Source organism: Streptomyces sp. WI03-4A, assembly GCF_033792105.1.
In the GTDB taxonomy this organism is placed as follows: Bacteria; Actinomycetota; Actinomycetes; order Streptomycetales; family Streptomycetaceae; genus Streptomyces; species Streptomyces collinus_A.
This window is the reverse complement of sequence record NZ_JARAUO010000078.1, coordinates 1-14373: the sequence shown is the minus strand read 5'-3', so window position 1 is coordinate 14373 and position 14373 is coordinate 1. Positions and strand designations below refer to the sequence as shown.

10 protein-coding genes are annotated in these 14373 nt (G+C 72.8%); 3 read left to right on the top strand and 7 right to left on the bottom strand.

Features of this window, described 5'->3' with window-relative positions:
* Positions 1 to 124 precede the first annotated feature (124 nt).
* Entirely contained in the window at positions 125 to 1171 is a 1047-nt protein-coding gene (locus PV343_RS39595; RefSeq protein WP_319151895.1) for an AI-2E family transporter, read from the top strand.
* Here PV343_RS39595 and PV343_RS39590 read toward each other — a convergent pair.
* Positions 1141 to 3264 carry a SpoIIE family protein phosphatase gene (locus PV343_RS39590; RefSeq protein ID WP_319151894.1) on the bottom strand — a complete coding sequence of 708 codons (2124 nt, stop codon included), beginning with the start codon at positions 3262 to 3264 and terminating at the stop codon, positions 1141 to 1143. The two genes, PV343_RS39595 and PV343_RS39590, sit on opposite strands and share 31 nt — an antisense overlap.
* A gap of 227 nt (positions 3265 to 3491) precedes the next feature.
* On the opposite strand from PV343_RS39590, the gene aspS reads away from it, so the two are divergent.
* Positions 3492 to 5255 carry an aspartate--tRNA ligase gene (aspS, locus tag PV343_RS39585; RefSeq protein ID WP_319151893.1) on the top strand — a complete coding sequence of 588 codons (1764 nt, stop codon included), beginning with the start codon at positions 3492 to 3494 and terminating at the stop codon, positions 5253 to 5255.
* 153 nt (positions 5256 to 5408) lie between these two features.
* On the opposite strand, the gene PV343_RS39580 is transcribed toward aspS, so the two are convergent.
* From PV343_RS39580 to PV343_RS39555, 6 genes are all read right to left on the bottom strand, one after another.
* The gene (locus tag PV343_RS39580; RefSeq protein WP_319151892.1) at positions 5409 to 6104 is read right to left on the bottom strand and encodes a hypothetical protein; all 696 of its coding nucleotides are present in this window, start codon (positions 6102 to 6104) and stop codon (positions 5409 to 5411) included.
* A 151-nt stretch (positions 6105 to 6255) separates the two neighbouring features.
* Positions 6256 to 7971 (bottom strand): methionine--tRNA ligase, encoded by a 1716-nt coding sequence (gene metG / locus PV343_RS39575; RefSeq protein ID WP_319151890.1) that lies wholly within the window; start codon positions 7969 to 7971, stop codon positions 6256 to 6258.
* A gap of 153 nt (positions 7972 to 8124) precedes the next feature.
* Complete coding sequence (locus PV343_RS39570) at positions 8125 to 9951, bottom strand: VWA domain-containing protein (RefSeq protein ID WP_319151888.1); 1827 nt, start codon at positions 9949 to 9951, stop codon at positions 8125 to 8127.
* Between the two features lie 102 nt (positions 9952 to 10053).
* Complete coding sequence (locus PV343_RS39565) at positions 10054 to 12084, bottom strand: FUSC family protein (RefSeq protein WP_319151887.1); 2031 nt, start codon at positions 12082 to 12084, stop codon at positions 10054 to 10056.
* 97 nt (positions 12085 to 12181) lie between these two features.
* Positions 12182 to 13135, bottom strand: a complete 954-nt coding sequence (locus PV343_RS39560; RefSeq protein ID WP_319151886.1) for an endonuclease/exonuclease/phosphatase family protein — start codon at positions 13133 to 13135, stop codon at positions 12182 to 12184.
* Between the two features lie 10 nt (positions 13136 to 13145).
* A complete protein-coding gene (locus tag PV343_RS39555) occupies positions 13146 to 13934 on the bottom strand; it encodes an alpha/beta fold hydrolase (RefSeq protein WP_319151885.1) in 789 nt (262 codons plus the stop codon).
* Positions 13935 to 14031: 97 nt separating this feature from the next.
* Between PV343_RS39555 and PV343_RS39550 the strand changes: the two genes are divergently transcribed.
* Positions 14032 to 14373: winged helix-turn-helix domain-containing protein (locus tag PV343_RS39550; RefSeq protein WP_319151884.1), on the top strand; the 342-nt coding region annotated here is incomplete at its 3' end.

Here is a 14373-nt window from a genome sequence, read left to right as displayed (position 1 = left end):
GCGCGGCAGCGTGCGCACCGGGGCCCGCGTCGGCGGTGAGCGCGCTGCCCGTCGCCCCGCTGTGGCTCACCCGGACGGGGGCGCGCCGCGGGACAGGCGGGGGGTGGCGTGGTCTGGTGGGGGTGTGCCGCCGCTGTCCGAGCCTGTTCGTCGTCTGGCTGCCTGGTGTGTCGTGCTGTTGCTCGTCGCCGGGGTGGGGTGGGTCGGTGTGCGGCTGTGCGGGGAGCTCCGTACGGCCGTGGTGCCGGTGCTGCTCGCCCTGCTGGGGACCGCGCTGCTGGGACCGCTGTACCGGCGGCTGGTGGCGGCGGGGGTGCAGCGCTCACTCGCGGCCGGGCTGACCTGCGTCGCCGTCGTGGCCGTGGTCGGTGGGGCGGTCTACATCGTCGTCGCCGCGCTCATCGACACCGGCGACCAGATCATCGCCTCGCTCCGGCAGGCCGCCCAGTCCGTCGCCCGGCACTTCGGGGCCGCCGGCACCGGCCTCGACGACCTCGCCGGCAACTCCCGCAAGCTGCTCGAGAAGTTCGGCGGGACCGCGGCCTCCAACGTGATCAGCGGGGTCAGCGTGGTCGGCGAGAGCATCGCCATGGCCGTGCTCGCGCTGCTGCTGGTCTTCTTCTTCCTGCGCGACTCCCACCGCGCCGTCGAGGTCCTGCGGGCCGTCGCGCCCGGCGGCACCGCCGACACCGCGGAGGCCGTCGCCCGGCGGGCCTTCACGGCGGTGGAGGGGTTCATGCGCGGGACCACCCTCATCGCCCTCATCGACGCCGTGTGCATCACCGTCGGCCTGCTGGTCCTGCGCGTGCCCGGCGCCGTCGGCCTCGGCGCGCTCGTCTTCGTCTTCGCCTACATCCCCTACCTCGGCGCCTTCATCTCCGGCGCGGTGGCCGTGCTGGTCGCCCTCGCCGACCGCGGCTTCGTCATCGCGCTGTGGGCGCTCGGGGTGGTGCTCGCGGTCCAGGTACTGGAGGGACACTTGCTCCAGCCCGTCATCCAGAGCCGGACCGTGCAGATGCACCCGGCGGTGGTCATGCTGGCGATCACCGCGGGCGCCTCCGTCGCGGGGATCCTCGGCATGCTGCTCTCGGTTCCGCTGACCGCCGCCGCCTTCGGCGTCGTACAGGAACTGCGCTCACGTCAGCGGCCGCCCGAGCCGTCGGACTCGTAGAGCTCGAACCAGATGCTCTTGCCACGCCCCCGCGGCTCCACCCCCCACGCGTCCGCGAGCAGCTCGATCAGCATCAGGCCGCGGCCCGACGACGCCAGCTCGCCCGGCCGGCGCTTGTGCGGGAGGTCGTCACCGGCGTCCGTGACCTCAAGCCGCAGCCGGCGCCCGCCCGGCTCCCCGCCCACCTCGGCGAGCAGCAGCGCGTCGGCGTCGGTGTGCACCAGGACGTTGGTGACCGTCTCGGAGACCAGCAGCACCGCGGAGTCCACCTGGTCGGCCGAGCCCCAGTCGTGCAGCAGCTCACGCAGGTGCCGGCGGGCCTCCGCGATCCGCTCCGGCTCGTCCTGCGCCACCGACAGCGCCGTGCGCCGCACCGCGGGCCGGACGGCCGCCGGGTCGCCCCAGCCGCGGTCCGCCCCGGGCCGGCCCAGCAGCAGCACCGCGATGTCGTCCTCGCGGCGGTCGGGCCGCGGGCCGGTGGTGTGGTGCGAGGACGGCCCGAGCACGCCCTGCACCAGAGCGTCGGCCAGCGACTCCGGATCGCCCCGGTGGTCCTCCAGGATCGCCCGGACGCGCCGCCAGCCGCTCTCCATGTCGTGCCCGCCGGTCTCGATCAGGCCGTCGGTGCACAGCGTCATGATCTCGCCCGGCTCCAGCGTGAACCGGGTCGTGGGGTAGTCCGCGTCCGGGTCGACGCCCAGCGGCAGCCCGCCCGCCGTCGGACGCGTCATCACCGTGCCGTCGGCCATCCGGATCGCCGGGTCCAGATGCCCGGCGCGGGCGATCTCCAGCAGGCCGGTCTCCGGGTCGGCCTCCACGTACAGGCAGGTCGCGAAGCGCGGGTCGGTCATGTGCTCGTCGTGGGTGATGCCGTGCAGGAAGCGGGAGGCCCGGGAGAGGACCGCGTCCGGGCGGTGCCCCTCGGAGGCGTACGCCCGCAGGGCGATGCGGAGCTGGCCCATCAGGCCCGCCGCCCGCACGTCGTGGCCCTGCACGTCCCCGATCGCCAGCGCGTACCGGCCCGAGGGCAGCGGGATGATGTCGTACCAGTCCCCGCCCACCTGGAGCCCGCCGCCGGTCGGGATGTAGCGGGCCGCCACGGTCAGCCCCGGGATCTGCGGGCCCAGCGACGGCAGCATGGAGCGCTGCAGCCCCTCCGCCAGCTCCCGCTGGGAGTCGGCGGCACCGGCCCGGGACAGGGCCTGGCCCAGCATCCGGGCCACCGTCGTCAGGACCGCCCGCTCGTCGGGCGTGAAGGCCACCGGGTAGGCGAAGGCCGCCATCCAGGCGCCCATGGTGCGCCCGGACGCCGTCAGCGGAAGGAACGCCCAGGAGTGGCGGCCGAAGTGCCGGGCGAGCGGCCAGGTGACCGGGTAGCGGCCGCGGTAGTCCTCGGGCGAGGAGAGGTAGACGGGCCGGCCGGTGCGCACCACCTCGGCGGCCGGGTAGTCGGCCGTCAGCGGCAGATGGGAGAAGGGGCCGTCGGCGCCGGGCTGGTGCCCGTGGTGGCCGATGATCGTCAGCCGGTCGCCCTCGACGCCGAACACCGCGAGTCCGTCCGGGGAGAACCCCGGCATGGACAGCCCGGCCGCGACCCGCAGCACCTCCTGCGTCGACCGCGCCTCCGCCAGCGCCCGGCCCGCGTCCAGCAGGAACGCCTCCCGGGAGCGCCGCCAGTCCCCGGTGACCGCGCTGCGGCCCGCCGCCGTGCCCGGCGCCGGTTCGGTGACCTCCTGGAGGGTGCCGGTCAGCTCGTAGCTGTGCCGCTCGGGGTCGTACGACGGCTTCGAGCGGCTGCGCACGACCCGCAGGACGCGCCCCTGCTCGTCCATGATCCGGATGCGCACCTCGGCCAGCGTGCCCTCGGCGACCGCCAGCCGGATCACGCCGGTGATCTCGTTCCAGTCGACCGGGTGCAGCCGGGCCCGGGTCTGCGCCTCCGTGAGGGTGGCCGGGCGCGCGGGCAGCCCGAGCAGTCGCGCCGCCTCCGCGTCCACGGTGACCAGGCCGGCGGCCGTGTCCCAGTGCCACAGTCCGGTCGCGAGGGCGGCGAGGACGTCACTCACGGACGGCAGGGGCTCGCCTGTACGCATTGCCCCACTTTAGGAAGATCCGATCGATCGGTGCCACTGTAAGAAGCCCCGACGGGAGGGAAGGACACGCTGGAGGTACCGCCGAAGGCCGGGGGACGCCGGGGAAAAGGTGGGGAGCCGATCTTGGCGTGCCCGGTACCCTTGATGGGTCCGGGCCCCGTGCCCGGCTCCCGCCGGAGCGGCAGCTCCGGCACTCATCACCCCACCACGAAGGACGATGAACGACGATGCATCGGTACAGGTCCCACACCTGCGGCCAGCTCCGCGCCTCTGACGTCGGCACCGACGTCCGGCTGAGTGGCTGGCTGCACAATCGGCGCGACCTGGGCGGCATCCTCTTCATCGATCTGCGCGACCACTACGGCATCACGCAGCTGGTGGCCCGTCCCGGCACGGCCGCCTACGAGGCCCTGGACAGGATCTCCAAGGAGTCCACGGTCCGCGTCGACGGCCAGGTTGTTTCACGTGGAACCGAGAACGTGAACCCCGACCTGCCCACCGGCGAGATCGAGGTCGAGGTCGCCGACGTCGAGCTGCTCGGCGCGGCCGCCCCGCTGCCCTTCACGATCAACACCGAGGACGGGGTCAACGAGGAGCGGCGCCTGGAGTACCGCTTCCTGGACCTGCGCCGCGAGCGCATGCACCGCAACATCATGCTGCGCACGGCGGTCATCTCGGCCATGCGCCAGAAGATGGCGGCGATGAACTTCAACGAGATGGCGACGCCGATCCTGTCCGCCACCTCCCCCGAGGGCGCCCGTGACTACGTGGTCCCCTCCCGCGTGCACCCGGGCAAGTTCTACGCCCTGCCGCAGGCCCCGCAGCAGTTCAAGCAGCTGCTGATGATCTCCGGCTTCGACCGCTACTTCCAGATCGCGCCCTGCTTCCGCGACGAGGACGCCCGCGCCGACCGCTCGCCGGGCGAGTTCTACCAGCTCGACATCGAGATGTCCTTCGTCGAGCAGGAGGACATCTTCCAGCCGGTCGAGAAGCTGATGACCGAGCTGTTCGAGGAGTTCGGCGGCGGCCGCCACGTCACCTCCCCCTTCCCGCGCATCCCGTTCCGCGAGGCGATGCTCAAGTACGGCTCCGACAAGCCGGACCTGCGCGCCAAGCTGGAGCTGGTGGACATCACCGACGTCTTCGAGGGCTCGGAGTTCAAGGCGTTCGCGGGTAAGCACGTGCGCGCCCTCGCGGTGCCGGACGTCTCCGCCCAGCCCCGCAAGTTCTTCGACCAGCTCGGCGACTACGCCGTCGAGCAGGGCGCCAAGGGCCTGGCCTGGGTGCGCGTGGCCGAGGACGGCACGCTGTCCGGCCCGATCGCGAAGTTCCTGACCGAGGCGAACGTCGCCGAGCTGACCAAGCGGCTCGCGCTGGCCCCCGGCCACGCCGTCTTCTTCGGCGCGGGCGAGTACGACGAGGTCTCCAAGATCATGGGTGCCGTCCGGGTGGAGGCCGCCAAGCGCGCCGGCCACTTCGAGGACGGCGTCTTCCGCTTCTGCTGGATCGTCGACTTCCCGATGTACGAGAAGGACGAGGAGACCGGCGGGATCGACTTCTCGCACAACCCGTTCTCGATGCCGCAGGGCGGTCTTGAGGCCCTGGAGACCCAGGACCCGCTGGACATCCTCGGCTGGCAGTACGACATCGTCTGCAACGGCGTCGAGCTGTCCTCCGGCGCGATCCGGAACCACGAGCCGGACATCATGCTCAAGGCCTTCGAGATCGCGGGTTACGACCGTGAGACCGTCGAGGAGAAGTTCGCGGGCATGCTCCGCGCGTTCCGCTTCGGCGCCCCGCCGCACGGCGGCATCGCCCCGGGCGTGGACCGCATCGTCATGCTCCTCGCGGACGAGCCCAACATCCGCGAGACGATCGCCTTCCCGCTCAACGGCAACGCCCAGGACCTGATGATGGGCGCCCCGACCGAGCTGGACGAGTCCCGCCTGCGCGAGCTGCACCTGAACGTCAGGAAGCCGCAGCCGAAGTAGTACCGGGTGTCCGTGCGCGCCGATCTGTCCTGACTCGCTCTTGACGATCGGCGCGCACAGCCGTCTCCGGGCCGGGTGTCCGCCGACGACGAGTCCGCGGACACCTGCTGCACGCGGAGACCTGCCGGCCGCTGAAGGACGCGGCGGTCGGGGTTACTCGCCCGTGCCCGGATCGGGTTCGTCCTCGGGAGCGGCGCCGTCCTCCAGCAGCCGCTCGGCGATGTCGTCCGACCAGGCCTGCGCCCAGGCACGCAGGGCGTCGACGCGCGGCTCGTCCAGTCCGTACCGCAGGAACTCCACGGTGGAGTAGAAGTCCGTACCCGTCAGGCGGGACTGGAGGGTGGGCAGGTCGAAGGGGTCGTGGGCGTGCCTGCGGCCCAGTTCCTCCAGGTCCGGCAGGGAGAAGCGGCTGGCGGCGGCCTGTGCGTCGATCAGGTCGACGGCGGCGCCCCGGTCGTACAGGGCCCGGATCTTCGTGCCCACGGCGTCCTCGACGCAGAGCGCGGGGCCGTACGCGGTCAGCTCGGGCGGCTGCCAGAACGTCTCCTTGTGCAGGGTGAGGGCGCAGGGCTCGCCGCTCGGCGGGTCCGTGACCGTCAGCTCCGCCGTCCGTTCGGTGGCCCTCCCGGCCCGCACCAGCCGCCCCCGCGCCTCCAGGGCCGCGCCGACGGCACCGGCGATCCGGTCCATGGCCTTGGGGCTCTCGGTGGCGAAGTCGACGTTCGCGTGCGGCCGTTCGAGCAGGCCGTGCGCCTGCAGCGCGTAGCCACCGGCGAGCACGAGCCCGAACGGGCCGCCGACACCGACGACGTCGGAGAGGAGCCGGTGGTGGGGGGAGGGGAGGTTCACGAGATCCTTACTCTGCCAGAGCGGAGAGGGGCGGCCGGGTGCCGCGCCCCCGTGTCCGTTCAGGTCGACGGTACGTCGCGGGCCTCACCGGCGCCGGGTACGCGAAGGCCCGGGAGGCAGGTGGCTTCCCGGGCCTGGGCGGTGGGCTTCGTCAGCCCTCGGTGCCGCCGAAGCGCTCCTTGTACGTCTCCAGGTCCTCGTCGGTGAGCTTCGCGAAGAGGACCGGGGGGACGGCGAAGGGGGTGCCGGACGGGACCGAGGTGAGGGTCTTCGCCTCGTCCGCGGTGACCCAGGACGCGGTGTCGTTCTCCAGGGAGAACGCCTCCCGCATGACCTTCGCCGTCGCCGGGATGAAGGGCTCGGAGACCACCGCGTACAGATGGATCAGGTTCATCGCCGTGCGCAGGGTGAGCGCGGCGCCGTCCTTGTCGGTCTTGATCTCCAGCCAGGGGGCCTTCTCCTCCAGGTAGGAGTTGCCGGCCGACCACAGGGCGCGCAGGGCCGCGGCCGCCTTGCGGAACTGGAGGGTCTCCATGTGCGACTCGTACTCCGCCAGGAGCGTCGCGATCTCCTCGCCGAGGCGGGTCTCCGCCTCGCCCGGCGTACCGCCCTCGGGCACGTCGTCGCCGAAGCGCTTGCGGGAGAAGGACAGCACACGGTTGACGAAGTTGCCGAGGGTGTCGGCGAGGTCCTTGTTGACCGTGGCCGTGAAGTGCTCCCACGTGAAGGACGAGTCGTCCGACTCGGGGGCGTTGGCGATCAGGAAGTAGCGCCAGTAGTCGGCGGGCAGGATCTCCAGGGCCTGGTCGGTGAAGACGCCCCGCTTCTGCGAGGTGGAGAACTTTCCGCCGTAGTACGTCAGCCAGTTGAACGCCTTGACGTAGTCGACCTTCTTCCACGGCTCGCGCACGCCCAGCTCGGTGGCCGGGAACATCACGGTGTGGAAGGGGACGTTGTCCTTGGCCATGAACTCGGTGTAGCGGACCTCGGTGTCCACGTCGTACCACCACGACTTCCAGTCGCGGTTCTCCGGGTCCTGGTCCGCCCACTCCTTGGTCGCGCCGATGTACTCGATCGGGGCGTCGAACCACACGTAGAAGACCTTGCCCTCGGCCGCCAGCTCCGGCCAGGTGTCCGCCGGGACCGGGACGCCCCAGTCCAGGTCACGGGTGATGGCGCGGTCGTGCAGGCCCTCGGTCAGCCACTTGCGGGCGATGGAGGAGGCGAGCTGCGGCCAGTCCTCCTCGTGCCGGGAGACCCACGCCTCGACCTCGTGCTGCAGCTTGGACTGCAGCAGGAAGAGGTGCTTCGTCTCGCGGACCTCCAGGTCAGTGGAGCCCGAGATCGCCGAGCGGGGGTTGATCAGGTCCGTGGGGTCGAGGACACGGGTGCAGTTCTCGCACTGGTCGCCGCGGGCCTTGTCGTAGCCGCAGTGCGGGCAGGTGCCCTCGACGTAGCGGTCCGGCAGGAAGCGGCCGTCGGCGGGGCTGTACACCTGGCGGATGGCGCGCTCTTCGATGAAGCCGTTCTCGTGCAGCTTGCGGGCGAAGTGCTGGGTGATGTCCCGGTTCTCCGCGGAGGAGCTGCGGCCGAAGTAGTCGAAGGCGAGCGCGAAGCCGTCGTAGACGGCCTTCTGGGCGTCGTGCGCCTGGGCGCAGAACGTGTCCACCGCGAGGCCCTGCTCCTTGGCGGCGAGCTCGGCGGGGGTGCCGTGCTCGTCGGTCGCGCAGATGTACAGGACGTCGTGGCCGCGCTGGCGGAGGTACCGGGAGTACACGTCCGCCGGGAGCATGGACCCCACCATGTTGCCCAGGTGCTTGATCCCGTTGATGTACGGAAGGGCGCTGGTGATGAGGTGTCGAGCCATCGGGGGCTGCTCCCAGGTCGCTATGTGTACGAACCTTGAAATCGTAGCCGACGTGTGTATGCCGCCCGCTTCCGTTTTACGGGGTGAGAAGCGGGCGGCAGGGTGAGTGCGGTGCGTTATGTGCGGTTATGGGGTGTGGCGGGGTGTGGCGGGTTACGGGCGCCAGGCGGCGAGTACCCCTTCGTACAGCTCGGTGTCCGTGAGTTCGCGCGGGGTGGGGCCCGCGTGGAAGAAGGACGTGTTGTCGGTCTTCAGCTTCCGCAGGTAGTCGAAGGCCTTGTTGTCGTGCTCGCCGAAGGCGACGAAGGAGAAGAACACCGAGGGGTGGTTCTTCGCGGCCTCGGTGAGGGACTGGGTGGCGGGGGTCTTCGCGTCCGGGGCGCCGTCCGTCTGGAAGATCACCAGGGCGGGGGCGGCCGGGTCTGCGTTCTTCTCGTGGTGCGCGAGTACGGCCTCGACGGCGGCGTGGTAGCTGGTACGGCCCATGCGGCCGAGGCCGGCGTGCACGTCGTCGATCCTGGTCTCGTGGTCCGCGTCGAGGGTGAGGTCGGTGGTGCCGTCGACCTCGGTGGAGAAGAAGACGACGTGGACCGTGGCCTCGGGGTCCAGGTGGGCGGCGAGGGCGAGGGTCTGGTCGGCGAGGGCCTGGGCGGAGCCGTCCTTGTAGTACGGGCGCATGCTCGCGGAGCGGTCGAGGACGAGGTAGAGCTTCGCTCGGGTGCCGGTGAGGTCGGTCTTCTTGAGGGTGGTGGTCGCGGCCTTGTAGGCGGTGGTGAGGGAGGGGGTGCGGGACTTGATTTTGGTGAGGGGGGTGGCGGGGGCGGGCTTGGCGGTCGCCTCGGCTTCGCCTTCGGCGGAGTCGTTCCCACCCGCACCACCCGTGCGGGTCTCGTCGTCGGCTGCGAGTGGCCCCTGTGGGGCGTCCTCGCCGTCGGCGGCTTGCGGCGCCTCGGCCGGCTCCGGCTCGGCCGTCGCCTCGGCGGCGGGCTCTGCCTCGGTCTTCGCCTCTGCCTCCGCGGCAGGCTCGACGACCTCGGCCACCGCCTCGGTCTCCGTCTCAGCCGCAGGCTCGACGGTCTCGGCCTCGGGCTTCGCCTCGACCGGCTCAGCCACGCACTCAGGAGCCTCGGCCTCGGCCACGGGCTCGGCAACCTCGGGCTCAGCCACCGGCTTCGCCTCGGGCTCGGCCACCGGCTCGGTCGCCTCGGCCACAGGCGTCTCCGCCGCAGGCTCGACGACCTCGGCCTCGGGCTCCGCCTCGACGACCTCGGCTTCGGGCTCCGCCTCGACGGCCTCGGCCACGGGCTCGGCAACCTCGGCCTCAGCCACCGGCTTCGCCTCGGGCTCGGCCACCGGCTCGGTCGCCTCGGCCACAGGCGTCTCCGCCGCAGGCTCGACGACCTCGGCCTCGGGCTCGACGACCTCGGCCTCGGGCTCCGCCTCGACGGCCTCGGCCGCAGGCTCGGCAACCTCGGCCTCAGCCACCGGCTTCGCCTCGGGCTCAGCCACCGGCTCGCTCGCCTCGGCCACAGGCGTCTCCGCCGCAGGCTCGACGACCTCGGCCACGGGCTCGACGACCTCGGCCTCGGGCTCCGCCTCGACGGCCTCGGCCACGGGCTCGGCAACCTCAGCCTCGGCCACCGGCTTCGCCTCGGCCTCAGCCACCGGCTTCGCCTCGGCCTCAGCCGCAGGCTCGTCCGCCTGAGCTGCAGGGTCGGTCGCCTCGGGCTCGGTCACCGGCTCGGCCGCAGGCTTTGCCGCCGGCTCGGGCGACGTGGTCCTCGGTTCTGTGGCCTGCTTCGGGACCGTGATGTTGTCGAAGGCCGCGGAGACCAGTTCGTGCTCCTCGGAAGAGGACGTGCGGGGCTCGGGGACCTGGGTGGAGGTGGGCTCGGGGGACTGGGCCGCACCCTCTGCCTCGGCCGTTCGTCCCTTGCGTGAGCGGCCGAATGCGTTCCGCAGGAGAGTGAGAATGCCCATGTGCGCAACCCTTCGCGTGAGTTGATGCCCGTTTAATCCCTGGCCAGGACGGACACGTAAGGTTAGCGGCCCGCAAACCCGTTTCGGTCAGTGGCCGAGCCGTCAATGCCGTGTTGTGATCGCCCGCGCCGTGGCCACCTCCTGGCGCAGCGGTTCCAGCACGCTGCCCGAGGGGCCCGTCGGGTCGGTCCTGACCGCGGTCAGGTGCTCCGCCCGGCGCACCCCCTCCGCCAGTTCGCGTAGCTGCAGCGTCACCTGGCCGATCTCGGCGGACGACGGGGGCGGGGAGCCGTGCCTGACCCGGACCCGTGCCGCCGTCGTCGCGTCGACGATGCGTTCCACGGCGACGACCAGCGGCCACCACGCGGCCGCCCGCCGGCCCGTGGGCGGCGGCTCGGTGAGCGCCCGCTGGAACTCCGTGCGGATCGCCGACAGGTCCCGGTAGAGGCGGCGGCGCATGCGGGCGTGGCCCGCGGGGTCGGTCTTCGGGCCGAAGGCCGCCTCGACGTAGGCCGCCGTGTCCGCCACCGCGTCGGCCAGGCGGTCGCCGACCCACGTGTGCCAGCTCTCCGGCCACAGCAGGTACCCGGCGATCAGGGCGATCGCGCAGCCCATCAGCGAGTCCAGCAGGCGGGGCAGCAGCAGGGCCGTGCCCTTGTGGTTCAGGATGTCCGAGAGGAGCAGGATCACCGGGGTGATCGCCGCCGTCTGGTAGCCGTAGCCGCGCGGGGTCAGCGCCGGGATCAGCGGGGCCAGCAGCAGCATCACGGGCACGCTCCACCAGCCCGGCGGCACCTCCGCCAGCACCGCCGCCGCGACCACGAGACCCACCACCGTGCCCAGCGCCCGCAGCAGCGCCCGGGAGAACACCGAGCCGAAGTCGGGCTTGAGGACGAAGGTGATGGTCAGCGCCACCCAGTAGGAGCGCGGGACCGCGATCAGGGAGACCAGGGCCTGGGCGATGCCGATGCAGACGGCGAGGCGCAGGCCGTAGTGCCACGAGCCCGCGGAGAGCAGGACGCCGCGGGCGGCGCGCGCGGTGCGGGTGCCGGGTGCGGCGAAGCCCCCGAGGTGGTCGTCGACGCCGCGGGGGTCGACGTCGGGCCCGGCGGCGACCCCGGCCGCGTGGCGCACGGCGTGGTCCATGGCCCGTGCGGTCTCGGTGGTGGGGGCGGGGAGGTGGGACGTCGGGTCCGGGTCCACGTCCGGGTTCGTGTCCAGGGCGAGGTTCGGGTCCCGGGGCGGGTTCAGGTTCCTGGGGGTGCCCCGCCCGGTGTGGCTCCTGGCTCCCGTGCGGCCCCTCTCGATGACCTCGGCCAGGTGGCGTACGGCCTCAGGTACCTCCACGGGGAGTGGCCGGCCGGTCAGGTGGACGGCGGGTGCCGCCTCGACCACGGGGGTGATCGCGTTCAACTGGGCCAGCAGACGGGTGAGTTCGGGGCTGCGGCCGTGGTGACGGGCGCGGTGGGACAGGATGGTGTCGTAGGAACGGTTCAGGGACTGGGTGACGGCGTACCGGGCGGTGACGTAGCGGCCCGGGTCGCCGCAGGCGGCCAGCAGGTCGGCGACCGTGCGGTAGGCGGCGGCGACCGCCGCGCGTTCCGGGATCCCGGCCCGCAGCGGCCAGGCCAGCAGGGCGAGGGCGAGGACGAGCAGGCCGCCGCCGGTCATCAGCGCCGGTGCCACCCACCAGGCGCCGGGGAGCGGGAGGCCCGCGCCGATCACGCTGTTCATCAGCAGGATGAGTCCCGACACGGAGGCGACCGCGCCGATGGTCGAGATCATCCCCGAGACGAGGGCGATCGCGGTGAGGGCGGCGACCGCGTACCAGCCGTGGCCGTACACCGCCGCGCCCAGGGTGACGCCGAGCGCGCCGAAGAGCTGCGGGACCGCGATGTTCAGGACGCGCATGCGGTAGGCGTCTGCGGTGTCGCTGATGACGCCGGACAGGGCGCCCATGGAGGCGAGCGCGCCGTACGCCGGCTGTCCGGCCGCGAGTCCGATCGCCAGCGGCAGGCTCATCCCGAGGGCGGCGCGGGCCATCGCGGACCGGTTGAGGGGTGCCCGGTGGGGTTGGAGGTTCCGGACCAGCCAGTCGGGAGGGGTGAGGCCGATGGGGAACTCACGGGACATGCGCCCATTATGGCCGCTTCGTTCCGTCCGGCCGTGGGGTCGTCCGGCCGTCCACAGGCTGTGGGCGGGGTCTTGCGGTGCCCGTTGCCCGGTGCCGTCAGCCGGGTGCGTGCAGTGTGACGTCGACGACCAGCGCGCGGTGGTCGGTGCGGGTGAGGCGCAGGAAGCGGGCGTCGGCCGCGGTGAAGTCCGGGGAGAGCAGGACGTGGTCGATCTGGGCGCCGATGACGGAGGCGGTGCGGGCGGGCCAGCTCGGGGTGCGGTCGTGCCCGTCGAGCCCGGCGGCGTCCGACAGGCCGGTGTCGAGGATGCGGCGGAACGCCTCGTGGTCCTGGGAGGCGTTGAAGTCGCCGGCGAGGATGGTGGGCGTGCGGGTGTCGGCGGCGGCGAAGGCGCGCAGCCGGTCCAGCTCCCGGCGCCAGAGGCCGACCTGGCCGGGCAGCGGGGGCATCGGGTGGGCGAGCTGGACGCGTACGGCGTGGCCGCGTACGTCGGCGACGGCTCCGGGCATGCCCATCGTGCCGGGGACCCCCGCCGCCGGCCGCAGCGGGTAGCGGCTGAGGACGAGGGAGCCCTTGGAGCCGTCCGCCGCGACGGCCCGCCGGTGCGGGTAGGCACCGGCGAAGTCGCGCTCCAGGGTGGCCCGGCAGGTGTGCTCGCACTCCTCGACGAAGACGAGGTCGGGGCGTTGGCGGCGGATCTGCGGGACCAGGGACGGGGTGCCCCGCCCGAACTCGACGTTCGAGGTCAGCACCCGGAGGGAGGCGAGGGGCCGCCCCGCGGGCTCGTGGATGCGGCCGTACGGGTCCGCGTACCAGGCCAGCACGGCCAGCGCGGCGACCGCCCACACCAGCCCCGGCCACCAGCGGGCCAGCAGCGCGCACAGCAGGCCGAGGCCGGCCGGTACGAGCAGCCAGGGCAGGAAGGCGAGCAGTTGCGGGACGGGCGTGACGCCGTCGGTGCCGGCCGCCCGGCAGCCGAGGACCGCGCTCACCCCGGCCAGGAGCAGCCCCGCGCACCAGGAACCGGACCTGCGGGGACGATCGCTCACACGGATGAGCCTACGAGCCGGTGTCGATCCGCGTCAGGAACTTCTCCAGGACGCGGTTGAACTCCGGCGCCCGCTCCAGGTTCGGCAGGTGGGCCGCGCCGTCGACGACGTGCAGCACCGAGTCGGGGAGCGCCGCGTGCATCGCCTCCGCGTCGGCGACCGGCGTGTACGTGTCGTCGGCGCCGACCACGACCAGCGCGGGGACGGTCACCTTCGTCAACAGGTCGCGGTAGTCAGGGCGTTCGGCGCGGCCGCGCAGGGAGGCCGCGGCGCCCTGCGGTGCGGTGGCCGTCATCATGCGGTGGACGTGCGACTTGACCTCGGGTGCGGCGTACGGGGCGACCATCTTCTCCAGGACCTCGTCGGCGTAGCCGCGCATGCCCTCGGCGAGCAGCCGGTCCGCCATGGCGCGCCGGCCCAGCCGTCCGGCGGGGGTCTCGGGGTCGGGGAAGGTGTCGGCGAGGACCAGGCCCCGGACGCGGTCGCCGAGGCGGCCGTAGCACTCCATGGCGATCTGGCCGCCCATCGACAGGCCGGCCAGGACGCAGGTGTCCACGGCCAGGTGGTCCAGCAGGTCCTCGATGTCCCGGGCGTGGCGGGAGAGCGGGACGGTGCCGGCGGTCACCGGGGAGGCGCCGTAGCCGCGCAGGTCGGGGGCGACCACCCGGCGGCCGGCGGCGAACGCGGTGAGCTGCGGGGCCCACATCGTGCGGTCGAAGGGGTGGCCGTGGACGAGGACGAGGGGCACCCGCGTGGTGACGCCGGGGTTTTTGTCCTCGTACGAGAGGAAGGGGGGCATGCGTTCGACCCTAGGTGTGGCCTCTCCTTCGGTGCAATGAAATCTTTGCCCTCGGTGCAATCGCGTGCGCCGTCACGGCAGGAGGGCAGAGGGACTCGTGGACGACTACCGGCGCATCGCCGACCGGATCGCCGCCGACATCGGGCGCGGCCGGCTCCGGCCGGGGCAACGGCTGCCGCCGCAGCGGGCGTTCGCCCGGCGGCACGGCGTCGCGGCCTCGACGGCGGGCCGGGTGTACGCCGAACTCGTGCGTCGGGGGCTGGTGGTGGGCGAGGTCGGGCGCGGCACGTTCGTCCGCGCCACCGAGCCGGACCCGCAGCCCGGGCACGCGCTGACCGAGGCGGCGGACCGCGCCCCCGTGAACCTGGAGCTCAACTACCCGTCCGCGCCGGGCCAGGCGGAGCTGCTGGCCCCGGCCCTCGCACCGCTGCTGCGGCCG

What these genes read in the sequence shown, in the direction of transcription:
- PV343_RS39570 (WP_319151888.1), bottom strand. Translation starts at nt 9,951, where the DNA reads ATGGGCATTCTCACTCTCCTGCGGAACGCATTCGGCCGCTCACGCAAG.
- PV343_RS39590 (WP_319151894.1), bottom strand. Translation starts at nt 3,264, where the DNA reads ATGCGTACAGGCGAGCCCCTGCCGTCCGTGAGTGACGTCCTCGCCGCC.
- PV343_RS39555 (WP_319151885.1), bottom strand. Translation starts at nt 13,934, where the DNA reads ATGCCCCCCTTCCTCTCGTACGAGGACAAAAACCCCGGCGTCACCACG.
- metG (WP_319151890.1), bottom strand. Translation starts at nt 7,971, where the DNA reads ATGGCTCGACACCTCATCACCAGCGCCCTTCCGTACATCAACGGGATC.
- aspS (WP_319151893.1), top strand. Translation starts at nt 3,492, where the DNA reads ATGCATCGGTACAGGTCCCACACCTGCGGCCAGCTCCGCGCCTCTGAC.
- PV343_RS39565 (WP_319151887.1), bottom strand. Translation starts at nt 12,084, where the DNA reads ATGTCCCGTGAGTTCCCCATCGGCCTCACCCCTCCCGACTGGCTGGTC.